Annotated in this window: 22 protein-coding genes; 9 read left to right on the top strand and 13 right to left on the bottom strand. The window is 66.1% G+C overall.

The window, feature by feature from the left end; translation table 11 throughout:
* The first annotated feature begins 82 nt into the window (after positions 1–82).
* From J0I42_RS11230 to minE, 4 genes are all read left to right on the top strand, one after another.
* Positions 83–1084, top strand: a complete 1002-nt coding sequence (locus tag J0I42_RS11230) for a D-cysteine desulfhydrase family protein (protein WP_291654915.1) — start codon at positions 83–85, stop codon at positions 1082–1084.
* A 277-nt stretch (positions 1085–1361) separates the two neighbouring features.
* Positions 1362–2096, top strand: coding sequence for a septum site-determining protein MinC (gene minC / locus J0I42_RS11225; RefSeq protein ID WP_291655008.1), 735 nt, complete (start codon positions 1362–1364; stop codon positions 2094–2096).
* A 33-nt stretch (positions 2097–2129) separates the two neighbouring features.
* The gene (gene minD / locus J0I42_RS11220; RefSeq protein WP_291654914.1) at positions 2130–2945 is read left to right on the top strand and encodes a septum site-determining protein MinD; all 816 of its coding nucleotides are present in this window, start codon (positions 2130–2132) and stop codon (positions 2943–2945) included.
* On the top strand, positions 2942–3208 hold the full coding sequence (gene minE / locus J0I42_RS11215; RefSeq protein ID WP_291654913.1) for a cell division topological specificity factor MinE: 267 nt from the start codon (positions 2942–2944) through the stop codon (positions 3206–3208). The genes minD and minE overlap by 4 nt, the downstream gene beginning before the upstream one ends.
* Before the next feature lie 37 nt (positions 3209–3245).
* Here the strand turns inward: minE and J0I42_RS11210 are convergent, their stop codons facing one another.
* The 13 genes from J0I42_RS11210 to J0I42_RS11150 form a co-directional block, all read right to left on the bottom strand.
* Positions 3246–3764 (bottom strand): hypothetical protein, encoded by a 519-nt coding sequence (locus tag J0I42_RS11210; RefSeq protein WP_291654912.1) that lies wholly within the window; start codon positions 3762–3764, stop codon positions 3246–3248.
* Between the two features lie 102 nt (positions 3765–3866).
* A complete protein-coding gene (locus J0I42_RS11205; RefSeq protein ID WP_291654911.1) occupies positions 3867–5078 on the bottom strand; it encodes a M24 family metallopeptidase in 1212 nt (403 codons plus the stop codon).
* 182 nt (positions 5079–5260) lie between these two features.
* Complete coding sequence (hydA, locus tag J0I42_RS11200) at positions 5261–6742, bottom strand: dihydropyrimidinase (protein ID WP_291654910.1); 1482 nt, start codon at positions 6740–6742, stop codon at positions 5261–5263.
* 15 nt (positions 6743–6757) lie between these two features.
* Positions 6758–7417 (bottom strand): aspartate/glutamate racemase family protein, encoded by a 660-nt coding sequence (locus tag J0I42_RS11195; protein ID WP_291654909.1) that lies wholly within the window; start codon positions 7415–7417, stop codon positions 6758–6760.
* A 54-nt stretch (positions 7418–7471) separates the two neighbouring features.
* The gene (locus tag J0I42_RS11190; protein ID WP_291654908.1) at positions 7472–8773 is read right to left on the bottom strand and encodes a Zn-dependent hydrolase; all 1302 of its coding nucleotides are present in this window, start codon (positions 8771–8773) and stop codon (positions 7472–7474) included.
* 196 nt (positions 8774–8969) lie between these two features.
* A complete protein-coding gene (locus J0I42_RS11185; RefSeq protein ID WP_291654907.1) occupies positions 8970–9875 on the bottom strand; it encodes a LysR family transcriptional regulator in 906 nt (301 codons plus the stop codon).
* Between the two features lie 58 nt (positions 9876–9933).
* The gene (locus J0I42_RS11180) at positions 9934–11364 is read right to left on the bottom strand and encodes an amidohydrolase family protein (protein ID WP_291654906.1); all 1431 of its coding nucleotides are present in this window, start codon (positions 11362–11364) and stop codon (positions 9934–9936) included.
* 157 nt (positions 11365–11521) lie between these two features.
* Complete coding sequence (locus J0I42_RS11175; RefSeq protein ID WP_291654905.1) at positions 11522–12394, bottom strand: polysaccharide deacetylase family protein; 873 nt, start codon at positions 12392–12394, stop codon at positions 11522–11524.
* Positions 12395–12465: 71 nt separating this feature from the next.
* The gene (locus J0I42_RS11170) at positions 12466–13308 is read right to left on the bottom strand and encodes an ABC transporter substrate-binding protein (RefSeq protein WP_291654904.1); all 843 of its coding nucleotides are present in this window, start codon (positions 13306–13308) and stop codon (positions 12466–12468) included.
* A gap of 18 nt (positions 13309–13326) precedes the next feature.
* Entirely contained in the window at positions 13327–14145 is an 819-nt protein-coding gene (locus tag J0I42_RS11165) for an amino acid ABC transporter ATP-binding protein (RefSeq protein WP_291654903.1), read from the bottom strand.
* 11 nt (positions 14146–14156) lie between these two features.
* Positions 14157–14990: an amino acid ABC transporter permease gene (locus J0I42_RS11160; RefSeq protein WP_291654902.1), complete on the bottom strand. Its 834-nt coding sequence runs from the start codon at positions 14988–14990 to the stop codon at positions 14157–14159.
* Between the two features lie 40 nt (positions 14991–15030).
* Positions 15031–16041: an NAD(P)H-quinone oxidoreductase gene (locus tag J0I42_RS11155; protein WP_291654901.1), complete on the bottom strand. Its 1011-nt coding sequence runs from the start codon at positions 16039–16041 to the stop codon at positions 15031–15033.
* A 32-nt stretch (positions 16042–16073) separates the two neighbouring features.
* Positions 16074–16940 (bottom strand): ABC transporter substrate-binding protein, encoded by an 867-nt coding sequence (locus J0I42_RS11150; protein ID WP_291654900.1) that lies wholly within the window; start codon positions 16938–16940, stop codon positions 16074–16076.
* A 339-nt stretch (positions 16941–17279) separates the two neighbouring features.
* Between J0I42_RS11150 and J0I42_RS11145 the strand changes: the two genes are divergently transcribed.
* The 5 genes from J0I42_RS11145 to J0I42_RS11125 all read left to right on the top strand — a co-directional run bounded on the left by J0I42_RS11145 (position 17280) and on the right by J0I42_RS11125 (position 22911).
* Positions 17280–18167 carry a PPC domain-containing DNA-binding protein gene (locus tag J0I42_RS11145; protein WP_291654899.1) on the top strand — a complete coding sequence of 296 codons (888 nt, stop codon included), beginning with the start codon at positions 17280–17282 and terminating at the stop codon, positions 18165–18167.
* A 24-nt stretch (positions 18168–18191) separates the two neighbouring features.
* Positions 18192–18506 carry a hypothetical protein gene (locus J0I42_RS11140; protein ID WP_291654898.1) on the top strand — a complete coding sequence of 105 codons (315 nt, stop codon included), beginning with the start codon at positions 18192–18194 and terminating at the stop codon, positions 18504–18506.
* A 463-nt stretch (positions 18507–18969) separates the two neighbouring features.
* Entirely contained in the window at positions 18970–20337 is a 1368-nt protein-coding gene (locus tag J0I42_RS11135) for a glutamine synthetase family protein (RefSeq protein WP_291654897.1), read from the top strand.
* A 46-nt stretch (positions 20338–20383) separates the two neighbouring features.
* Complete coding sequence (locus J0I42_RS11130) at positions 20384–21766, top strand: aldehyde dehydrogenase family protein (protein ID WP_291654896.1); 1383 nt, start codon at positions 20384–20386, stop codon at positions 21764–21766.
* Positions 21766–22911 (top strand): iron-containing alcohol dehydrogenase, encoded by a 1146-nt coding sequence (locus J0I42_RS11125; protein WP_291654895.1) that lies wholly within the window; start codon positions 21766–21768, stop codon positions 22909–22911. Before J0I42_RS11130 ends, J0I42_RS11125 begins: the two co-directional genes overlap by 1 nt.
* The last annotated feature ends 129 nt before the right edge of the window (positions 22912–23040 follow it).

Genomic DNA, 23040 nt, shown 5'->3' with positions numbered 1-23040 from the left:
GCATCGGCACGCCCGGCGAATCTGCGGCGCCGCGCTATGCTGACAGCACTGTCAAACGAACGCGAAGCTGGGAGCTGCCGGAATGAACCGACGCGACACGATCAAACTGGCACTGCTGCCGACCCCCTTCGAACCCTTGCCGCGCCTCTCGGAGGCCCTCGGTCGCAACGGAAAGGGTCCATCGATCTGGATGAAGCGCGACGACTGCACCGGCTTCGCCGGCGGTGGCAACAAGGTGCGCAAGCTCGAATACCTGGTCGCAGAGGCCCTGAAACAGGGCGCCGATACGCTGGTCACCATGGGCGCGATCCAGTCGAACCATGCCCGCCAGACGGCTGCCGCCGCCGCCCGCAGCGGCCTCGCCTGCGTGCTGCTGCTGACCGATTCGGTGGCAAACCGCAGCGAATCCTACCGGACGAACGGCAACTGGCTGCTCGACCGGATTTTCGGCGCAGAGATTCGCTTGCTCCCCGCCGGCGGCGATGCAACCGCCATCGCTGATGAGGCTGTGGCGGAGCTTAAGGCACAGGGGAAGCGCCCCTATTTCATCCCCGTCGGCGGCTCCAACGCGCTGGGCAGCATCGCCTATCGCGACGCCCTCCTGGAGCTGGCCGAGCAAGCGAAGACCGAAGGTGTCCGCGTCGACCATCTCGTCGTTCCCACGGGAAGCGGCGGCACCCATGCCGGCATCCTCGCCGGCGTCGAGGATGCCGGACTTGGCTGCCGGGTGCAGGGCGTCAGCGTCTCGCGCTCGGCCGAGCAGGCCGGCACGATCGTCTCGGGGCTGGTCGGCGACATCTTTGCGCTGGAGGGCCGGCAGCGGGGCAAACACACCGCACTCGAGATCGATGATTCGCAGGTCGGGCCCGGCTACGGTCAGCCGACGCCCGCGATGATCGAGGCCGTCGAACTGGTCGCGCGGACGGAAGGCATCCTTCTCGATCCCGTCTATACCGGCAAGGCGATGGCCGGGCTCATCGCGCTGCTCAGGAGCGGCGCCATCGGCCCCGACGAGACCGTCGTCTTCTGGCATACGGGCGGTGCGCCGGGGCTCTACGCCTACCCGGAAGTGTTTCAGGGGTAGCCGCTCCGGCATTCTACGACATTGCACCACCACTCCGGGAGCGGGCAGAAGCCCCGCCCCCGGAGCGGTGAAAATACCCTTTTAAAATCAGTTTATTAAAGCATCGCGCCCCTTGCGCTCCTGCCTTGACCTGGGCGCGTTCCGGCCTTTTCGTTCCGCCGCCACGAGGCTGTGGACAGCTTCCAACAGTCGGTATCGAGCAGGCCCGTTCGAGGGCGCGGTTTACCATCTGTTAACCATTCCATCGATACACCGAAGCAACCGAAAATTTACCAAGATAACCGACGTGTTAACTCAACCCCGGCCCATCCGCCTCAAGGGGCGGTCCTATCTTGCGCTGACGCTGACCCCGGAGCTGCCCTTCGAGGACTGGCTGGCGCGGCTCGACGATCTCGCCTCGCGTTCCGCCGGCTTCTTCCTGCGGCGCCCCGTCGTTCTCGACATCACCGGCCTGGATGTGGACCGGGCGCAGCTTCGCGGCTTCGTCAGCCAGCTCGGCACGCGCCAGGTGCGGATCATGGGCATCGAGGGCGCCTCCCCCGCCCTCCTCGGCTCGGACCTGCCGCCGGCCATGGCCGACGGACGCCCGACCGCCGATTTCGAACCACCGGCCGCCGCGCCTGAAGCGGTCAAGGCCGAGGTCGCCACCGCCGAGCCGGTCATGCCCGACCTGCCCAAGGCAGTGCCGTCGATCATCGTGACGCAGCAGGTGCGCTCGGGCCAGTCGCTGGTCTTTCTCGAAGGCGACGTCACCGTCGTCGGCTCGGTCGCCTCGGGCGCCGAGATCGTCGCTGGCGGCTCGATCCATGTCTACGGCACCCTGCGGGGGCGGGCGATGGCCGGCACCATGGGCAATGCCGCCGCACGCATCTTCTGCCGCAAGCTCGAGGCCGAACTGATCGCGATCGACGGCTACTACAAGACGGCCGAGGACATGGGCCCCGAATTCCGCGGCAAGCCCGTGCAGATCTGGCTCGATGGCGAAGCGTTCAAGGTCGAAGCGCTCGCCTGAGGCGAAGGCATCAACAGTCACAAGGAGCGGTCAATGGGCAAGGTCATCGTCGTCACATCGGGCAAGGGCGGCGTCGGCAAGACGACATCGTCGGCCGCGCTCGGCGCCGCGCTCGCCCAGGGCGGGGAAAAGGTGGTGGTCGTCGATTTCGACGTCGGCCTGCGCAATCTCGACCTGGTCATGGGTGCCGAGCGGCGGGTGGTCTACGATCTCGTCAACGTCATCCAGGGCGAGGCCAAGCTCACCCAGGCCCTGATCCGCGACAAGCGGGTCGAAACGCTCTACCTGCTGCCGGCCTCGCAGACCCGCGACAAGGAGAACCTGACGGCCAAGGGCGTCGAGGCGGTGATCGGCGCCCTCAAGGCAAATTTCGACTGGGTCATTTGCGACAGCCCCGCCGGCATCGAGAGCGGCGCCACGCTGGCGATGCGCCATGCCGACATCGCGATCGTCGTGACCAATCCGGAAGTCTCCTCGGTCCGCGATTCAGACCGGATCATCGGCCTGCTCGATTCCAAGACGGTCAAGGCCGAGAATGGCGAGCACATGGAGAAGCACCTGCTGCTCACCCGCTACGACCCGGTCAGGGCCGAGCGTGGCGACATGCTGAAGGTCGACGACGTCCTCGAAATCCTGTCGATCCCGCTGCTCGGCATCATCCCGGAGAGCATGGACGTGCTGCGCGCTTCCAACATCGGCTCGCCGGTCACACTGGCCGATCAGGGCAGCGCCCCCTCGATCGCCTATTTCGATGCCGTGCGCCGGCTCAAGGGCGAGCAGATCCCGGTCTCCGTCCCCGGCGAGAAGCGCGGCTTCTTCGGCAAGATCTTCGGAAGGAAGGCGGCATGAACCTGCTTCGTCTCTTCTCCCGCCCACGCTCGGCCCCCGCCGCCCGGGAAAGGTTGCAGGTGCTGCTCGCCCATGAGCGCGCTGCGACCGGTGGCGATGCCGATCTGCTCGCCAAGCTGCGCGACGAAATCCTGCGCGCGATCTCGAAGCACATGCAGATCGACGACGACAAGGTCAGCGTCCGGATGGAACGCGGCGCCCAGGTCTCGACGCTCGCGGTCGATATCGAGGTGCCGTTCGACGCCGGCAAGAAGGCGGCCTAACCAACCGCCGGTCATCGGCTCGGGCGCGCGCCGGTCATCAGCTCGCCGCTCCCCCGAGGATCGCATCGACCTCGCCGCGATCGATGCGGCGGCGGTCGGATAATCGCCGGGCGATGGCGGCAAGAGCCGCGAGCATCGCCGGGCGGTACAGAATGGCGGTCGCCGCATTGGCACAGCGCGCTCGCAGCGCAGCCTCGTCCGGCAGCCGCAGCAGCGCGAGATAGGGCTTCATCTGCCTGAGATCGTCCTCATGCGAGGCGATGGCGCCCGGATACCATTTCAGCCCAGCGCCGTTCCAGTAGATCATCTCGCCGCAATAGCCGGCGGACAGGATGATGATCTCGATCTCGGCACGTTCGCGATCGACCGGGCTGTCGCTCCGGAAGCCGCGCTGGTAGGGCTCGAAACAGGTCTCTCCGGAGAAGCCGTAAGGCGGCCGCAGCCAGGCATGCGTGATGTAGCGCCGATGCTGCCAGCCGGCGACGATATGGCCGGCCTCATGAAACGCGCAGGCGGCGCGCCGGATGTCGGCGGGGATATCGCTGAGAATCGGCATTGCCTCACTGTCACCGTCAGCACCTTCCGCGCAACCGTGATGGAAGCGAGCCGGTGCCGATGGTGCAGGCCTAGCGTGAGCGCCGAACCGCCGCCGGAACGCTCAGGCCTCGTAGCCGAACGGATCGTCCACGCTGTGGGCCGGCTGCGTGAACCAGCGTGCACCGTCTTCCGCCATATAGGCGATATCCTCGAGGCGAACGCCGAACTCGCCGTAGATGCACATCATCGGTTCGACGGAGAAACACATCCCCGGCGCCAGCGGCGTGAGATTGCCGGTGACCATGAACGGTTCCTCGTGGATCGCGAGGCCGAGGCCATGACCGGTCCGGTGCGGCAGGCCCGGCACCTTGTAGCCGGGGCCGAAGCCGGCTGCTTCGATCTCGGCACGCGCAGCCCGGTCGACGGCCTCGCACGGCGCGCCGAGCACAGCCGCCTGGAAGCCGGCGAGTTGAGCCCGCTTCTCCAGGTTCCATATCTCCCGCTGACGCTCCGTCGGCTCACCGAAGACATAGGTGCGGGTGATGTCCGAATGGTAGCCGCCGACCCTGGCGCCCATGTCGACGAGGACCATGTCGCCTTCGGCCAGCGTCTGGGGATGAGGCACGCCATGAGGGTAAGCGGTCGCCTCGCCGAACTGCGCGGCACCGAATGTCAGGCTCAGGCCGAATTTGCGATGGGCCTTCTCCAGGAATTCCACGAGTTCCGTCGTCGTCATGCCGACGCGCAGGGTGCGCGCGGCAGCGCGATGAACCGCCATGGTGATATCCATGGCGCGCTGGATCAGGGCAATCTCGGCCGCCGATTTCAACTGGCGGCAAGCGGCCGTGACAGCGCCACCATTCGTGAAGTCGAAGCGGTTTCCCGCCTTGCGCAACCCGTCGACGGTATAGAACGGCGTGTCCGGATCGAGCGCGATGGAGCCATTTTCGTAGCCGAGGCTGCGGATGGTCTCCACGACCAGCGCGGTCGGATCCTCATGCTCTTCCCAGCAGCGCACATCGTCGCCGAACTGCATGTATTCGCGCGTCTTGGGTTCCTCGAACGCCGGGCTGAGGTAGACGACCTCCCCCTCGGCCGGAATGATCGCGCCGTGCAGTCGCTCGGTCAACTTGAGCTGGATGCCGGTGAAATAGTGCAGATTGACCGAGCTATCGAGATACAGGGCTTGCAAGCCCTGCTCACGCAGGAGGCGCTGCACCTTCGCGATCCGCTCCTTGAATTCGCCGACCGCGATCGGCGCGATGCCGGCGACCGTCGCTTCGAGCCCGGCCAGTTCCTCTTCGAAGCTCGAACCTCCCACCCCGATGCTCATCGGTCATCATCCTCTTTCGCTCGGTGTCCGCATGCGGCCCGGCGCCCCGACGAATGGCAGATATCCACGGCGGCCCGATGCGGCCACCGTATATTGCATATTTCTTGTCGACAATAGATACCGGGAACAACCCGGCCGCCTCCCGAAGAATTTCATCATCTTTACCCGCGGCAACCAGACCTTCAGTCGAGCAGACGCGCGCCGAAATTCCGCTGCGGATCCATATCGGCGACGAGCCGGCCGGTGGGGGTCGCCGCATGGCCGCCAGTGCGCGCCAGCCAGCGGCCCGAGCCCGGAGCGGCATGCAGCGTGTCGCCGCTGACGACATCCTGCCCGCGGACGAGAACATGTTCAGGCCAGCCGGTGACGTTGCGGCCCGCGAAGGGCGTGAAGCCGGTCAGATCATGCATCGCCGCATCGGTGATGGTCACTTGCCTGCCGGGATCCCAGATCGCGATATCGGCATCGTAGCCGGGCTTGAGCGCGCCCTTGCCAGGCAGGTTGTAGATTTCGGCAGGCGCGGTCGCCGTCAGGTTCACGAAGGCTTCGAGCCCGCGCCCCGAGAATTCCGGCCGGCCCTGCGAGACCAGCGCATCGAAAAGCAGAGGCAGCCGCGTTTCCAAGCCCGGCAGGCCACTGGCGATCTGCTTGAAGCTGGGGTTCGGGCCAGCGGAGAGCTTGCCGGTCTCGTCGAAGCGATAGGGGGCGTGATCGGAGGAGACCGTCTGGATATCGCCGAGCGCCAGCGCCTGCCAGAGCGCGTCCTGATCCGCCTCTTCCCGCGGCGGCGGCGAGCATATCCATTTCGCGCCTTCGAGACCGGGCCTGTCGAGATCGTGCCGAGTGAGGAAGAGATATTGCGGGCAGGTCTCGGCGAAAACCTTGAGGCCGCGCCCGCGCGCGTCGCGGATAGCCTGCGCGCCCTCGGCGGTCGAGACATGGAAGATCATGATGGCCACATCGAGCAGTTCGGCCGCCGTGATCAGCCGGTTGAAGGCCTCAGCCTCCGAGCCGCGAGGATGGCTGATCGCGTGGTATTTCGGCGCGACATAGCCCTTCTCCACCAGCTTCCTGGCCATCCAGGAGATCATGCCGTGATTCTCGGCATGAACGCAGACCAGCGCCCGGTGCTGCCTGGCCGTCAACAGCAGGTCGAGCAGCGGCTCGTCGTCGACCTTGATCAGGTCATAGGTCATGAAGACCTTGATCGAGGCATGGCCCTCGCCGATCAGGGCGGGCAGATCCTGCTGGATCGTCTTGGCGTCCGGATTGGCGACGATGAGATGGAAAGCATAGTCGATCAAGGCTCCCCGCCGGGCGAGCGCGGCATAATCGTCGACGACCTTCCGCAGATCGAGGCCGCGATGCTGGGCGGCGAAGGAGATCAGCGTGGTGTTGCCACCGAAAGCGGCAGAGGCCGTGGCGCTCTCGAAGGTATCGGCATTGAGCAGCCCGCCGGCCGAAACCTGCTCGACATGGGCATGGGTATCGATGCCGCCCGGCAGCACGAGCTTGCCCGTCGCGTCGATCTCGCGGACGCCGGGCGCAAGGCCGAGGCCGAGCGCCGCGATCTTGCCGTCCTTGACCGCGACATCGGCGCGGAAACTGCCCGTCGCGCTGCCGACCGTGCCGCCGCGAATGACCAGATCATAGTTCGCCGTCATCTGCCCTCGTCCTTCTCAACGCACCATCAAGGTGCCGATCGCCATGGCGACCGCGGCTTGCGTCGGGTCGATCACGGGGATGCCCAGCGCATCTTCCAGCGGCCGGCGATGGCGCGCCATGCCCGCGCAGCCCATGACGACCGCGCCCGCACCGTCCGCATCCCGCAATTCCCGCCCGACCGCGATCATGCGCTCGAGCGTACCTTCGCCGGACGCGCTCTCCGCTACCGACATTTCGAGCGGACGCTCGCCCGCCAGACGGTCCATCAGCCCCATCTGGCGGAGATAGCGGATATGGCGCGGGATCGAGCGCGACTTGATCGCAATGACGCCGAAGCGGTCGGCGCGCGTCAGGGCGGTGAGCACGCCGCATTCGGCGATGCCGAAAACAGGACAGGCCGTGCCTTCGCGGGCGACATGGAGTCCCGGGTCGGAATAGCAGGCGATGACGAAGGCATCGACATTGTTGGCGGCCTCGACCCGGCGGCGCAGCGGCAGGGTGACGCTCTCGACATGTTCCTGCGTCTCGATGCCGGCCGGCCCCTCGCGCAGGGTTTCGCAGAGAATTTCCGGCCCCTCGGCGAAGGCGAGCGGGATCAGAGCCTGCCGCAAACCCTCGGTGACCGTCTCGTTGGAATTGGGATTGATGACGAGGATGCGGGGGCGGCGATTCATCGCGATGGGTCCGAAGTGAAGAATCTGTGGTTCAGCATGGCATTGCCTGCCGGTTCAGGCGACCTCTCGCACGACCCAATCCGCCAGAATGGTGCAGGCGGCAAGGAAATCGTCGATCCCCATCGCTTCCCGCGGATTGTGGCTGCCATGCTCGTTGCGCACGAACAGCATCGCGATAGGAACGCCGGCTGCAGCAAAGGCCGCGGAATCGTGAGAGGCCGGGCTGCCGAGGGGCATCGTCGCGATGCCCTGCCGCTGCGCCGCCGCCTCAAACCCCGCGACGATGGCGGGATCGACCGGGCCTACGGCGGCGCTGGCGCGCGCGCCGAGTTCGAAGCCGACATGCCGGCGCGCCTCGATCTCGCGGATACCGGCCAGCATCCTAGCCTCGACGCGTTCCAGCACCGCGGGGTCATAGGCGCGCACGTCGAGACTGAAGGCGAAGCTGCCTGGCACCGTGGTCAGGCCATGGACGGCCGGGTCGGTGTGGAAGCGGCCGAGTGTGACGGCCATCGGGAAACCGGCTTCCTCCTCGTCCTGCCAGAGCCGATCGAGCATCACGGCAAAATCGGCGCCGGCCATCGCGGCGTCGCGGCGGAAGCGGCGGGGCGTGCCGACATGGTCGTGGCGCCCGACAATATGTGCGTCGGGATAGCGGAAATTGCCGGGCACACCGGTACAGATCGCGACCGGCAGGCCGGATTCGACCAGGCTCGGCGCCTGCTCGATATGAACTTCGAGAAAAGCCCGGACCGTCGCGGGTTCGAGATGGCGCTCACGCCGGCGGATCGCATCGGAATCGCCGCCGCTCGCATCGATGCTCGCGGCGAGGACACGGCCGTCGTCGATGCGTTTCGCGTCGAGAGCCCCATCCGGCAGGGTGCCGAGCGCGGAGCGGCTGCCGATATACGAAACCTGGAACCAGACGCTCTCCTCAGCTCGCACGCCCATCGCGGTGACGTCGCAGCGCGGCGCGATGCCGAGCGCGCGCAGCGTCTCGATGATCACCAGGCCGGCAACGACACCCGCCGCGCCGTCGAAATTGCCGCCATGCGGCACGCTGTCGAGATGGGAGCCCATCAGGATACGTGGAGCGGTGGCGTCGCGGCCCGGCAGGGTGACATAGGTGTTGGCCGCGAAATCACGCGACACGGCGAGCCCGTATGCCTTGCCATGCTGCGCCAGCAGACGATGGCCGAAATCCTCGCCGGCGCCATAGGTGTCGCGCGTGATGCCAGGGGCATCACGACTGCCGGTCGCCAGCCGGCCGAAGAGGCCCTCCACCCAGTCGCGCTGGGAGGCGACGGCCGCGGCGATCGCCGCGTCGGTGTGGAGCGTCCTGGCTGTTGCAGTCATCTCGGTCCGGTCAGGTGTGGGCGCGGCCCGGTCACGTGCCGGTGATCGGCGTGCGTGGATCGAGCCTGCTTCATCTCTTGATACGCGCTGCCGGACGGCAGCCGGAGAACTTTGGGCCAGCCGGTCCGGCCGGACAATGGCGCCATCTATGCGGATTTCCGGGGCGACATTCGCAAGCTGAATAGCGCTGCCGACTTCAGCCGGCGCCAAGCTTTGCGGCCGTTTCCGCGGCGACGAGCCGGACCTCGCGCAGGAAGGCGTCCGCCGCACGCGAGATCGGACGCTTGCGCGAGCGGACGGCCGAGGCCCGGACCTCCGAAGCCGGGGCGAACGGGCGGATGGCAAGGTCGTAATGGCCACTGAAAACCGGGGACAACGGATCGACCACGGCGACGCCGACGCCACTTTCCGCCAGCACGCAGGCCGTGTTGCAGTAGCGGACCTCGACGGAGAAGCGGAACGGCACATCGGCCTGGGCGAAGGCCCGGCGGACGATGGTCCCCATGCGGGTTCCCTGTTCGAGGGCGATATAGGGTGCTTCGCGCAGATCCTCGGGCGTGACCGTCGCCTTGACCGCGAGCGGATGCTCGGGACGCATGACGCAGACCATGTTGCCGGCGAAGAAGGTTTCGGCATCGAGCCCGCGATCGTCGTCCAGCCCCATGACGAAGCCGAGTTCTGCGGTACCGTTCTCGACGCTCTCCACGACATGCTCGAAACGCCGGATATCGAAGGAAACCCGCACCTTCGGCCGCTTGACGAGGAAATTGCGCAGCGCTGCGGGCAGGACGCCATAGCCGAGCGGGGGCGTCGCGATGATGCGGATATGGCCGGCGCGATTCTCCTTGATGTCCTGCACCCTTGCCTCGAAGGCGGCGTGCAGGGCGAAGATCGGCTCCGAATCCTTGTAGAGCGCGCGCGCCTCGGCCGTCGGGAAGAGGCGGTTGTTGACGCGCTCGAACAGCGGGAAACCGACCTGGCTCTCGAGATGCTTGATCGCGTTGCTGACGGCCGGCTGCGACAGTCCCAATTCCTGCGCGGCGCGCACCGTCGTCTCGCAACGGACGACGGCGCGCAGAAGTTCGATCTGGCGAAGGTTCATAGGAGCATCCCGAATAGAGCAGGCCAACTCTATTCGTTCAGCAAATCATAGGCCAGTCTCAGGCCCAGCGCAGGCTCGGCGGCGCAAGCTCGTCGACCGAGCGCCCGGCCCAGTCGAGCGAGGAGGCCTTGGCGAGCGCACGCCTTTGCGCCTGCTCCATTCCATCGGACGCAGCCTGATAGTCCATGGTCAGGACCTTGCCGTCGGCGACAACCTGCCTGCCCTGCACGAAGACATGGGCGACGGCGCGGTCGGCAGCCGCATTGACCAGGCTTTTCAGCGGGTCACGTGTCGGGCGCATCATCGGATGGGTCAGGTCGATCATGACGAGGTCGGCCTGGGCCCCCTTGGCCAGCCGGCCGATATCGTCGCGGCCGAGCAGCTTCGCCCCGCCCAAAGTCGCGGCGCGGAAGACCTGTCCGGTCGTCACCACGGCATGGTTCTCGCCGGTAATGCGGGCGAAAACCCCGGCATGGCGCAATTCCTCCAGCATGTTGTGCGGAAAGGTGTCGGTCCCGATGCCGATATTGACGCCGGCCTTCAGATAGCGACCGAGATCGCGCAAGGTGACGCCTCGGCGGCCGAAGACGGTCGGGCAATGCGCGACCGAGGTGCCGGTCTCGGCCAGACGGGCGAGATCGGTACGGGTCGGCCAGCGCACCCAGGGGTGGTCGTCGAGGAAGATCGCATGGGCGATCGAGGCGTTCGGCCCGAGGAAGCCGATGCTGTCCAGCCACTGCACCGGGGAGAGCCCGCTGCGACGGACCATCTCGTGGAATTCGCTGATCGACTGGGCGGCGTGGGTCTGGATCGGGATATTCCGCTCGGAGGCAGCCGCGATAGAGGCGCGGAACAGCTCTTCCGTGCAGGTGTCGATCTGGGCCGGGCAGGCCATGCCGGAGAGCCGGCCGGATTCATGCGCCAGAGCGGCGTCGATGACCTTGAAGGCATCTTCCATCGCCTTGCGGCCGGCCGCGTCGTCGAGTTCGTACTCGACCGTATAGCCGTTGCGGGTGAACCAGCGGCCATTGCGATACATCGGCGCCATTACCATGCGCAGGCCGCTTGCCGCCGCGCGATCGACCCAGCCCTCGCTCGGGAAGGAGACGTCGACCAGCGTGGTCGTGCCGGACATCAGCAGTTCCGACCAGGCAACGTGATTGAGGTGCGGGATGCCCTCGGCATCGGCGCGGAAGAGCCAGAGGAATTCGTAGAGCGAGGAATTATAGAGTTTGGGCGTGCCGACCTCGTCGGTCATGCCCTTGTTGCCGGGCTCGCTCGACGGGTGGGAATGGATGTCGACGAGACCCGGCATGACCATGAAGCCCTTGCCGTCGATTTCGCGCGCAACCTCGCCCGTGAAACCGTCGCCGAGATGGAGGATGCCGCTGGCGTCGAAGACGACATCGAGATTGCGGCGATAGACATGGTCGTCAGCGGCCCCGTCATAAGCGATGACGATGTCGGCGTTGCGGATGCGGGTAGTCATGGCGATCTCGTGACGTTGGAAGCCGGAAAGTGCATCATGCCCGGGTTTGACCCGTGCATCTCGTGACGTGGAGGTCCGGACACCTCTGTCGAGCTGAGATTCTCGGGTCAAGCCCGGGAATGACGGCGGTTGCCCGGAAGAGGTTACACGGATGCGCTCAACCCGCCTTCTTCTCCTGCGCGAGGAAATGTTCGGCGATCTGCTGACCGGTCGCGATCCAGACGTCGCCGAACCCGCGCGCCCGTGCCAGGAATTCGCGCATGATGCCGATCCGCATCGGCCGGCCCGAGACCTGCGGGTGCATCACCATCGAGACGAGGCCGCCCCATTCGCGGAGCTGGTCGAGTTCATCGTTCCAGATCGAGAGCACATGCTCCTTCGGGAACATCGGGCGCGGCGAGAAGCGCTGCGACAGGCCGTAGAGCCAGTCGTCGAAATACATGTCCACCGGCAACTCGATCGGGCCTTTCGAGCCGTCGCGCAGCTTGTGGCGATAGGGCCGGATGTCGTCGCGGAAGGAGGAGGAATAGAGGATGCCCTTATCGCGGAGATAGCCGAGCAGTTCGTCATAGTTCTCGCCCGAGGGCGCGCGGTAGCCGACCGGCGTTACGCCGAGGATGCGCTTGAAGATGTCGAGCGTCTTGTCGATCTCCTCCTTGTCGACGGTGAAGTCGTCGGGATCGGGGCGCTTGTGCGAATAGCCGTGATGGCCGACCTCGTGCCCGTCCTTGACGATGGCTTCGCACATTGCAGGGTGAACCTCGACGACCCAGCCCGGAATGAAGAAGGTCGCCTTGATCTCCTGATGGCGGAGCTGCTCCAGGATCTTCGGCACGCCGACCCGCTCCTCGTAGCCGCCGAAGGACAGCGTCACCAGCCGGTCGGTGTTCTTGGCGTCGTACTGCAGCCAGGCCGTCTCGGCATCGACGTCGAAGGCCGGGAACACGGCGCAGCGATAGCCGGCCGGCCAGGGATAGTCAGGTGCCGGGTCGGAGGGGTTGGCGATCCGGTGAGGGAAGTCGGTCAGCATGAGAGGCGTCTTTCAGAAAAAGCGCCCCTGCCGGATGGCCGGGGCGGAATGGATGCAGGTTACGGGCGCGATCAGTTCTTGGCTTCGCCGTTGATCATCAGCTTGTCGACCTTGGCCTCGCCGAGTTCCCATTTCTTCAGCACGGCAGCATAGGTGCCGTCGGCCAGCATCGTGGCGAACGCCTTGGCGACAGCGTCGCGCAGTTCAGTGTCCTTCTTGGCGAAGGCCAGGCCCTGATAGACAGTGGTGAAGGGCGCCCCGAGGATGGCATAGACACCGGGCTCCTGGTTCATCAGGTAGGGCAAGGTCTCGCTGCCCTGCACGGCGGCATCGAGGCGCTTCTGGCGCAACTGCGTGCGGGCATCGGCCGAGCCTTCCGTGCCGACGATCTGCATGGCCGGCTTGCCCTTGGCCTCGCAATTCGCCTTGCTCCAGGTTTCCATCTCCTTCGGGAAGGAGGTGCGGCGGCTTGCGCCGACCTTCTTGCCGCAAAGCGCGGCGAGGTCCTTGAACTCGTCCTTGCGGTCGGCATTGGTGTAGAACTGGGCGCCCGAGGCGAGATAATCGACGAAATCGAGGGTTTCGCGCCGGCTCGGCAGATCGCTCATGCCGGACAGGATCATGTCGACGCGCCCGGTGGTCAGCGCCGGGACCATGCCCTCGAAGCTGATCTCCTCCCACTTGATGGCGATGCCAAGCTTCTGGGCGATCGCATTGCCGAGATCGATGTCGAGACCGGTCAGCGTGCCGGTCTTGGGGTCCTTGAATTCCAGCGGCGGATAGTTCGGCACGTTGGCGACGGAGAGCGTCTTCTTCTCCAGGATGCGCGCCGGCAGGCTCTGGGCCTGGGCGAAGCCGGCGGTGGCGCAGAGCGCGATGGCGGTCAGGCCGAGCAGGATGGATGTCTTCGACATGGCGTTCCCCTTCTTTGATCAGTGACGGACGGCGTTGATGAAGGCGCGGGTGCGCGCCTCCCTGGGATCGGACAGCACGATGCACGGGTCGCCGATCTCAACGATCTGACCCTGGTCCATGAAGGCGACACGGCGGCCGACATCCCTGGCGAAACCGAGCTCATGGGTGACGCAGATCATGGTCATGCCGGTCTCGGCGAGATCGCGCATCACCTTCAGCACCTCAGAAACCAGTTCCGGGTCCAGCGCCGAGGTCGGCTCGTCGAAGAGCAACAGTTCGGGCCGCATGGCGAGCGAACGGGCGATGGCGACGCGCTGCTGCTGGCCGCCGGAGAGCTGTGAGGGATAGGCATCGCGCTTGTCGGCGAGACCGACGCGCTCCAGCAGAGACAGCGCCCGCGCCGTCGCATCCGCGGCCGGCTCGCGAAGCACCTGAACCGGCCCCTCGATGATGTTCTGCAGGGCGGTCAGATGCGGGAACAGGTTGAAACGCTGGAACACCATGCCGATCGAGCGGCGCTGGCGGGCGATGGCCTTGTCGTCGAGCTCGTAGAGCCTATTGCCTTCGCGATGATAGCCGACGCGCTCGCCGGAGACCCAGAGCGCGCCGCCATCGATGCGTTCGAGCTGGTTGATGCAGCGCAGGAAGGTGCTCTTGCCCGATCCGGAAGGGCCGATGATGCAGAGCACCTCCCCCTTCGGGACGGCGATGTCGATGCCCTTCAGCACCTTGAGCGGGCCGAAATGCTTCTCCACCTTCTGGGCGAGGACGAGCGGGGCGCCGGCGGCGAGATGATCCGGATCGGTCGTACGGACCTGGGAGAGGGTGTCGGTCATCGTGCCGCTCCTCAGCGCTGCGCCGGCGCGGCGACGCCGCGGGCGTAATAGGCCTCGATCCGGCCCTGGATCAGGCTGAGCACGGTGACCACGACCAGGTACCAGATAGCCGCGACGATCAGCAGCTCGATGACCCGCGAGTTCGCGTAGTAGATGTTCTGCGCGCTGTGCAGGATCTCGGCGAACTGGATGACGCTGGCGAGCGAGGTGAGCTTCACCATGCCGATGAACTCGTTGCCGATCGGCGGCACGATCACGCGCATGGCCTGCGGCATGATGATCCTCCGCAGGAGCTGGAGCCGCGTCATGCCCAGCGTCTGCGCGGCCTCGTACTGGCCGTTATCGACCGAGAGCAGGCCGGCGCGGACCACTTCCGCGGTGAAGGCGCCCTGCTGGATGCCGAGGCCGAGCAAAGCCGCGACGAAGGGCGTCATCACGTCGACGGTCTTGAACGAGGCCAGGCCGGGAATGCCGATGGTCGGAAAGACCAGCGCGAGGTTGAACCAGAGCAGCAATTGCAGCAGCGCCGGCACGGCCCGGAAGAACCAGATATAGCCGATCGCCGTGCTCGACAGCACGGGATTGGCAGAGAGCCGCATCACCGCGAAGATGACGCCGAGCGTGATGCCGAGCACCATTGCCAGGATCGCCATGACGATCGTGTTCACAAGGCCTGTCAGGATCGCCGGCACGGTCAGGAATTCGGCGACGTAATCCCACTCAATCTGGCCGACGGCGAAGGCCCGTACGATCGCGGCAAGTGCGATGCAGACCACGGCCGCGCCGATGATCCGCCCGAAATGCCGGCGCGGAACGATGATGAGGTTTTCGGTTTCTGCGGTCATCTGGCCCCGATGGCTTGAGGTCTTCGGTGGAAGGCGGTGTTCAGGCGAAAGGCTTGCCGGCTCGGCCGGTCTCCGGCGCAATCAGCAGGATCTTTCCGACATGGCGGCCGCTTTCCATGTAGCGATGGGCGGCGGCGGCCTCCGCCAGCGGAAAGCTGCGGTCGATGACCGGGCGGATGCGGCCGGCGGCAACATGCGGCCAGAGATCATCGAGAACGCCGGCAACGATCCGCGCCTTCGCCGCAGGCAGCCGGTCACGCAGCGAGGTCGTGAACAAAGCGGCGCGCTTGCGCATCATCGCACCGAGATTGATCGCAGCATCCCGCCCGCCCTGCAAGCCGATCATCGCGATCCGACCATCGAAGGCCAGTGCCGCAACGTTCCGGCCGAGATAGGCGGCCCCCATGTTGTCGAGGATGACATCGACGCCGTGCCCGCCGGTCTCGACCTCGATCACGGCGACGAAATCCTCGTCGGCATAGGAGATCGCGCGGTCGGCGCCGAAATCGCGGCAGCGCTGCAGCTTGTCGGCGCTGCCGGCCGTGGCGAAGACGCGGGCGCCGATCGCCTTGACGGCCTGGATGGCGAAGGAGCCGATGCCACCGGCGCCGCCATGGACGAGCAGGGTCTCGCCGGATTTGAGGGCGCCGAGATCAAGCACATTCGACCAGACGGTGCAGGCCGCCTCGGGCAAGGCGGCGGCTTCAATCAGATCGATACCGGCCGGAACCGGCAGGACCTGCGCCGCAGGCGCCGCAACGAGGCCGGCATAGGCCCCGCTCGAGACCAGGGCGCAGGCGGGATCACCGACGCTCCAGCCGCTCACGCCGGCGCCGATCTCCGCGACGATCCCTGAGCATTCATAGCCGATGATGCGCGGCAGGCTGTGCTCGATGCCATAGGTCCCGCGGCGCTGAAGGAGGTCGGCATAGTTCAACGCCGCGGCATGGACGCACAGGACGATCTCGCCCGGCCCGGCGCGCGGAGCCGGGACATCGTCCCAGACCAGCGCCTCCGGCCCGCCGAATTGTGTGAGCACAGCAGCCTTCATCGACCTGTCGCCGCCGATCGCCCGGGCCGGCATCACTGGCCGGCGTCGATCGTGGGCTCGGAGAGGCTCTGCCGTTCGAGGCCGAATTTCTTCAGCGCCTGCTGATAGCCGCCATTCTTCATCACCGCCGCGGTCGCCTTGGCGACGGCGTCACGCAATTCGGCGTTCTTCTTCTCGAAGGCAAAGCCGAACAGCGTCTTGTTCAGGGGCTCGCCGACGAAGGCGTAGGTGTTCGGCTCATCCGCCATGAGATAGGCGACATATTCCGGGCCGAGCACGGCGGCGTCGAGCCGGCCCTGCTTGAGTTCGAGCCGGGTCGCGGTCGCGCCAGCGGTGCCGTTCACCATGATCGCGGGCTTGCCGGCGCCAATGCAGTTCTTCTCGCTCCAGGCCGCCGTCACCGGCATATAGCTGGTGGTGCGCGGCGCGCCGACCGTCCTGCCGCAGAGGTCGAGATTGCTCTTCAATTCGCCGGCCTTGGCCGCAAGGGCGAAGGGCTGCGCGCCGGTCGCGAGATAGTCGACGAAGGTAAGCTTGTCGCGACGGGACGGCAGATCGCTGATCGCAGTGCCGATCATATCGATGCGGCCAGTCGTCAGCGAGGTCATGAGCTGTTCGAAGCTCATCTCCTCCCATTTGACGGTGACGCCGAGTTCCTTGGCGATTGCGTTGACAAGCTCGACATTGAAGCCGGCCCGCTCGTTGGTCTTCGGATCCTTGAAAGCCATCGGCGGGTAGGTGGTTTCGATGCCGACGACGATATGCCCGGCCGATTTCAGCGCTGCCGGCAGCGCGATGCTGCCCTGCTGGGCGGAGGCGGGCGTTGCGGCAGCAAGCGCGAATGCAACGGCGGCGGCTGCCACCGAAAGGAATCGTCCGGCCGGAAAATGAGCGGTCATCCTGGTTCCCCGTTTTTGCCGGCTGGCGCAACCGCAGGCCCCGAAGACAGGTGCGTTCGACAACCGAGCGCCTTTCTCGGCGCCGCCTCGATCTTAGCGGGCAGGCTCGGGAACGGAGCGCCCGCGCACTATGATATATTTCCGGCCTCTATTCGGCGGACTTATACGCGCCGAAGGCCACCTCCCGCGCTGGCCGGCCTCGACGGTCGCGGTGCCGGCGATGGACGACCGCAATGCCGGCGCGGATGCTCAGTCGCACCTTCCAACCCGGAGCACCGAAGTCCGGAACACGACCCTGCGCCTCGCGTTCCAAGCTGACCCGAGCAAGATGGTTGGACAATGCGAGACAAGCAGATCCATGAAGCCGACGGACAGAAGACTTTCGCCATCATCCTGGATGCCGGCAACGAAGCTCTGGCCGCAGTGAAGATCTTCGCCCGCGACAAGCGTCCGACGGCCGCAAGCTTCAAGGCGATCGGCGCTTTCGAACGCGCCGAGCTCAGTTTCTTCGACCGGGCGACGAAAACCCATGAACCGATCCCGATCGACGAGCACGTAGAGGTCGCCTCGCTCGCCGGAGACATCGCCGTCGAGCCCGATGGCACACCGGGAGTCCATGTCCATGCCGTTCTCGGCCGCCGCGATGGCAGCGCCATCGCGGGACATCTCAACAGGGGGATCGTCCGCCCAACCCTGGAGGTCAACCTGACCGAGCAGCACGGCTACCTGAAAAAGCGGCACGATCACGAGACCGGCCTTATGCTCATCGCTTTGGACGACCAGACGAGTCGATCATTCCGGGAAAACAGGCACAGCATGATGCGCACCCTCCTCGCAGCAACGGCGACCCTGCTGGCTGTGCTGGCTGCACTGCCCGCCAGCGCCCAGTTCGACGCGACGCCCGGCAACGCCCCCTTGTATCCCGGCGGTCCGCGGCAAGGGCTGGGACCGCCGTCGATCACCGATCATGTGCCGGATCTGCGGCTGCATTCGAGCCAGGGCGGCATTCCGGGAGCAGGGCCGCCGCTCGGAGCAGCCAATCCGCGCTTCTACGAACCGAGCCCGTCACCGCCCAGGCTCTATCGCAGGGCGGAGCGGACGAACGGCCCCGGACGCCATTGCCGGACGGCAGCTCGACAATGTGCCCTGGCGCGGCCCGCGACGCTCGGGGACGACTGCACCTGCCGGACGTCGAGAGGGCGCCGGCAAGGTTTCGTCGTCCGCTAGCCCAGCGAGATGACAAGCGGGATCATGCAAACGCTCTCCCCCAGGCAGGAACTGCGCCGGGCCTTCAAGCGCATCGAGAGTGAATTGCCTCCCAGGCTCGCCACGGGCCTGCGATGGCTGCGCCATCCCGCATCCCGGCTGGTCCGCATTCCCTCCGGCATCTGCCTGATCGCCGGAGGGGTTTTCTCGTTCCTGCCCCTGCTGGGCGCCTGGATGCTGCCGCTCGGGCTGCTGCTTCTCGCCGCCGACGTGCCGATCCTGCAAAAGCCGATGGCGCGCTTCGCGCTATGGTGCCTCGGTCTCCTCGATCGCTTTCGGGCCAGGCGGAAGCGCAACTGAGAGCCGTGAGGCGAGCAGCAGACCAAGAGGCGGGTGCGCGCACCGGAACCCGACAGGCGCGGTCCACGCGCAGGGATCGCGAGCCCGATCCCGTAGAGAGCATGCCGCGTCTCGGGCGAAGGATACGGCGCCCTTGCGCTGAATCTGCCTTTCCAGGTTCTCGCGAGAGCCACTGGGCGTAGCCGGGACGCCGCAGCCGCCAAGGGGCACAGCGGCCATCTCACGGATCACCGCGTATCAAGCGCGTCCGGTTCTGCCATTCATTCCGGCGCTCGGCCTCCCGGCGAAAACAGGAGGGAAAACCTGGAAACGGGATGCGGCGGCAGGCTTCAGAAGAGCTGACCCGAACTCTGCATCCGGCGGCAAAATGCAGCCGCGCTCAGCGCGCGAAAACATGCGAGCCGGCTATTCCGCCGGACGCATTCCCGTGTGAAGATCGTGCATCGGGGGATGGATGATCGGCATGACGCAAGCCTACACGTTCGATGCTCTGAAAGAGGATGTCGCTGCCGGCCGCATCGATACCGTCCTGGCCTGTCTCGTCGACATGCAGGGGCGCCTGATGGGCAAGCGCTTCCATGCCGCCTTCTTCGTCGAGAGCGGGCATCACGAGACGCATAGCTGCAACTACCTGCTCGCCACGGACATGGAGATGGAAACCGTAGCCGGCTATGCGGCGACGAGCTGGGCCGCCGGATATGGCGACTATACGATGAAGCCGGACCTTTCGACGCTGTGCCGCGTGCCGTGGCTCGAAGGGACCGCGCTGGTGCTGTGCGATGTGCTCGACCATCATGGGCACGAGATCGCGCATTCGCCGCGCGCCGTGCTGAAGAAGCAGGTCAAGCGGCTCGAGGCGATGGGGCTCAAGGCCTATATGGCGACCGAGCTCGAATTCTTCCTGTTCGACCAGACCTACGAAAACGCCTGCGCCAGCGGCTATCGCGATCTCAAGACTGCGAGCAGCTACAACGAGGACTACCACATCTTCCAGACGACCAAGGAAGAGGCGGTGATGCGGGCGATCCGCAACGGTCTGCAGGGCGCCGGCATCCCGGTCGAGAACTCCAAGGGCGAGGCTTCGGCCGGGCAGGAGGAGATCAATGTGCGCTATGCCGACGCCCTGACGATGGCGGACCGGCATGCGATCATCAAGAACGCCTGCAAGGAGATCGCCTGGGCGCAGGGCAAGTCGATCACCTTCCTCGCCAAGTGGAGCAATGCGCATGCAGGCTCCTCCTCGCATATCCACCAGTCGCTCTGGAGCGCCGACGGCAAGACCCCGCATTTCCTCGATGCTCAAGCGAAATACGGCATGTCGCCGCTGATGCGGAACTATGTGGCGGGGCTCCTCGCGCATGCCTCCGACATCACCGGTTTCCTCGCGCCCTATATCAACTCCTACAAGCGCTTCGTCGCCGGCACCTTCGCGCCGACCAAGGCGATCTGGAGCGCCGACAACCGCACGGCAGGCTACCGGCTCTGCGGCGCCGGCACCAAGGGCATCCGCATCGAATGCCGGGTCGGCGGCTCGGACCTCAACCCCTATCTCGCCATGGCGGCGCTGCTCGCCGCCGGCATCGACGGCATCGAGAAGAAGATGGAGCTGGAAGAGGCCTTCGTCGGCGACGCCTATGGCGGCCGGGACATCCGCGAAATCCCGAAGACCTTGCGCGACGCGACCGTCGCGCTGAAGGGCTCGCAGATGCTGCGCAAGGCCTTCGGCGACGAGGTGATCGACCATTATGTCCGCGCCGCCGAATGGGAGCAGGAGGAATACGACCGCCGGATCACCGATTGGGAAGTGAAGCGCGGCTTCGAACGCGCCTGACCCGACCTCCCTTCATCAGCGAATTTCAGCCAGACGGATAGTGACGATGACGATGATCCGATGCGTGTCGCCGGTGGACGGCTCGGTCTATGCCGAGCGGCCGGCCTTGAGCCTCGACGGTGCCAAGGCCGTGGTCGCCCGCGCCCGCAAGGCGCAGAAGGCCTGGGCGCGGCGCCCGCTCGACGAGCGCATCGCGCTGGTGCTCAAGGGCGTCGCGCGGCTCAACGAGATGGGCGACGAAGTGGTGACCGAGCTCGCCTGGCAGATGGGCCGGCCGGTGAAGTATGGCGGCGAGTTCAGGGGCTTCAACGAGCGCTCGAATTACATGGCCTCGATCGCGAACGAGGCGCTGGCGCCGCTCGTGATCGAGGACAGCGAGGCGTTCAAGCGCTTCATCGCGCGAGAGCCGCATGGCGTCGTCTTCGTGATCGCGCCGTGGAACTATCCCTATATGACCGCGATCAACTCGGTCGCGCCGGCGCTTATCGCCGGCAATGCGGTCATCCTCAAGCATGCCAGCCAGACGCTGCTGACCGGCGAGCGACTGGCGCAGGCATTCCATGAGGCGGGCGTGCCGGAAGAGGTCTTCGCCAATGTCTTCCTCCATCATGAGACTTCGTCGCGCCTGATCGCCGGGAAGCAGTTCGACTTCATCAACTTCACCGGTTCGGTCGCCGGCGGGCAGGCGATCGAGCGCGCGGCTGCCGGCACCTTCACCGGCATCGGGCTGGAGCTCGGCGGCAAGGACCCCGGCTATGTCACGGAGGACGCCGACCTCGACAAGGCGGTCGACACGCTGATGGACGGCGCGACCTTCAATTCCGGGCAGTGCTGCTGCGGCATCGAGCGCATCTACGTCCACGAGAGCCTCTACGACGCCTTCGTCGAGAAATCGGTCGCCTGGGTCTCGAACTACCGCCTCGGCAACCCGCTCGATTCTGAGACCTCGCTCGGGCCAATGGCCCACAAGCGCTTCGCGCAGGTGGTTCGCGAGCAGATCGCGGAGGCCACCGCGAAAGGGGCACGCGCGCTGGTCGATCCGAAACTCTTCCCGCAGGACGATGGCGGCGCCTATCTCGCGCCGCAGGTTCTGGTCGATGTCGACCATTCCATGACGATCATGCGTGAGGAGACCTTCGGTCCGGCTGTCGGCATCATGAAGGTGCGCAGCGACGCCGAGGCCGTCGCGCTGATGAACGATTCCAAATACGGCCTCACCGTCTCGCTCTGGACCGGCGATGCCGAGCGCGCAGCCCGATTGGGACAAGAGCTCGAAACCGGCACCGTCTTCATGAATCGCGCCGATTATCTCGACCCGGCCCTGTGCTGGACCGGCGTCAAGGAGACCGGGCGCGGCGGCTCGCTCTCGGTCATCGGCTTCCATAACCTCACCCGCCCGAAATCCTACCATCTGAAGAGAGCTGGCTGATGCCGATCACCGCGAACTGGAGCTATCCGACCGCCGTCAAGCTGGGCGCCGGGCGGATCAGGGAACTGGCCGATCACTGCAAGGCGCTCGGCATGAAGCGGCCGCTGCTGGTCACCGATCGCGGACTCGCGAGCATGGCGATCACCGCCAACGCGCTCGACATCCTGGAAGCCGGCGGGCTCGGCCGGGCGATCTTCGCCGATGTCGACCCCAACCCGAACGACCGCAATCTCGATGACGGCGTGCGCGCCTTCAAGGCGGGCGGGCATGACGGCGTCGTCGCCTTCGGCGGCGGCTCCGGCCTCGATCTCGGCAAATGCGTGGCCTTCATGGCCGGCCAGACCCGGCCGGTCTGGGATTTCGAGGATGTCGGCGACTGGTGGACGCGTGCCTCGGTCGAGGGCATCGCGCCGATCGTGGCGGTGCCGACCACGGCGGGAACCGGCTCCGAGGTCGGGCGCGCCTCGGTCATCACCAATTCGCAGACCCATACCAAGAAGATCATCTTCCACCCGAAATTCCTGCCGGGCGTGACGATCTGCGACCCAGAGCTGACGGTCGGCATGCCCAAGACGATCACCGCGGGCACCGGCATGGACGCCTTCGCGCATTGCCTGGAAGCTTATTCCTCGCCGTTCTTCCATCCGATGAGCCAAGGCATCGCGCTCGAAGGCATGCGGCTGGTGAAGACCTACCTGCCGCGCGCCTATGCCGATGGCGGGGATATCGAGGCGCGCACGCAGATGATGGCCGCTGCCGCGATGGGCGCCGTCGCCTTCCAGAAGGGGCTGGGCGCGATCCATTCGCTCTCCCACCCGGTCGGCGCGGTCTACCACACCCATCACGGCACCACGAATGCGGTCGTCATGCCGCCTGTGCTGCGCTTCAATCGCCCGGCGATCGAGGAGAGGATCGCGGCCGCCGCCGCCTATCTCGGCATCGCCGGGGGCTTCGACGGCTTCTATGATTTCGTGCTGAAGCTGCGGGCTGACCTCGGCATCCCGGACAAGCTCGCCGCCCTCGGCGTCGGCACCGACAGGATCGACGAGCTGGCTGAGGCTGCGGTGGCCGATCCCTCGACCGGCGGGAACCCGGTCGAGCTCACGGTCGATGCAGCGCGCAAGCTGCTGATCGAGTCGATCTGAGATCGCGCGCAACGGGGACAGGGGAGACGTCGCGGCAATGCCGCTCACCTGCCCTGACACATCCGCCCGATGGATGATCCGGGGCGCAGCCCCTGCTAGAAGACGATAGTGAATCGTCTGGGGCGGTTG

Origin of the sequence: Allobosea sp., assembly GCF_017308015.1 — a bacterium.
In the GTDB taxonomy this organism is placed as follows: domain Bacteria; phylum Pseudomonadota; class Alphaproteobacteria; order Rhizobiales; family Beijerinckiaceae; genus Allobosea.
This window is presented reverse-complemented; position numbering and strand designations above follow the sequence as displayed.

Coding starts and splice junctions, on each gene's coding strand:
- J0I42_RS11230 (WP_291654915.1), top strand. CDS start 83: ATGAACCGACGCGACACGATCAAACTGGCACTGCTGCCGACCCCCTTC.
- minD (WP_291654914.1), top strand. CDS start 2,130: ATGGGCAAGGTCATCGTCGTCACATCGGGCAAGGGCGGCGTCGGCAAG.
- minE (WP_291654913.1), top strand. CDS start 2,942: ATGAACCTGCTTCGTCTCTTCTCCCGCCCACGCTCGGCCCCCGCCGCC.
- J0I42_RS11210 (WP_291654912.1), bottom strand. CDS start 3,764: ATGCCGATTCTCAGCGATATCCCCGCCGACATCCGGCGCGCCGCCTGC.
- J0I42_RS11205 (WP_291654911.1), bottom strand. CDS start 5,078: ATGAGCATCGGGGTGGGAGGTTCGAGCTTCGAAGAGGAACTGGCCGGG.
- hydA (WP_291654910.1), bottom strand. CDS start 6,742: ATGACGGCGAACTATGATCTGGTCATTCGCGGCGGCACGGTCGGCAGC.
- J0I42_RS11195 (WP_291654909.1), bottom strand. CDS start 7,417: ATGAATCGCCGCCCCCGCATCCTCGTCATCAATCCCAATTCCAACGAG.
- J0I42_RS11190 (WP_291654908.1), bottom strand. CDS start 8,773: ATGACTGCAACAGCCAGGACGCTCCACACCGACGCGGCGATCGCCGCG.
- J0I42_RS11185 (WP_291654907.1), bottom strand. CDS start 9,875: ATGAACCTTCGCCAGATCGAACTTCTGCGCGCCGTCGTCCGTTGCGAG.
- J0I42_RS11180 (WP_291654906.1), bottom strand. CDS start 11,364: ATGACTACCCGCATCCGCAACGCCGACATCGTCATCGCTTATGACGGG.
- J0I42_RS11175 (WP_291654905.1), bottom strand. CDS start 12,394: ATGCTGACCGACTTCCCTCACCGGATCGCCAACCCCTCCGACCCGGCA.
- J0I42_RS11170 (WP_291654904.1), bottom strand. CDS start 13,308: ATGTCGAAGACATCCATCCTGCTCGGCCTGACCGCCATCGCGCTCTGC.
- J0I42_RS11165 (WP_291654903.1), bottom strand. CDS start 14,145: ATGACCGACACCCTCTCCCAGGTCCGTACGACCGATCCGGATCATCTC.
- J0I42_RS11160 (WP_291654902.1), bottom strand. CDS start 14,990: ATGACCGCAGAAACCGAAAACCTCATCATCGTTCCGCGCCGGCATTTC.
- J0I42_RS11155 (WP_291654901.1), bottom strand. CDS start 16,041: ATGAAGGCTGCTGTGCTCACACAATTCGGCGGGCCGGAGGCGCTGGTC.
- J0I42_RS11150 (WP_291654900.1), bottom strand. CDS start 16,940: ATGACCGCTCATTTTCCGGCCGGACGATTCCTTTCGGTGGCAGCCGCC.
- J0I42_RS11145 (WP_291654899.1), top strand. CDS start 17,280: ATGCGAGACAAGCAGATCCATGAAGCCGACGGACAGAAGACTTTCGCC.
- J0I42_RS11140 (WP_291654898.1), top strand. CDS start 18,192: ATGCAAACGCTCTCCCCCAGGCAGGAACTGCGCCGGGCCTTCAAGCGC.
- J0I42_RS11135 (WP_291654897.1), top strand. CDS start 18,970: ATGACGCAAGCCTACACGTTCGATGCTCTGAAAGAGGATGTCGCTGCC.
- J0I42_RS11130 (WP_291654896.1), top strand. CDS start 20,384: ATGACGATGATCCGATGCGTGTCGCCGGTGGACGGCTCGGTCTATGCC.
- J0I42_RS11125 (WP_291654895.1), top strand. CDS start 21,766: ATGCCGATCACCGCGAACTGGAGCTATCCGACCGCCGTCAAGCTGGGC.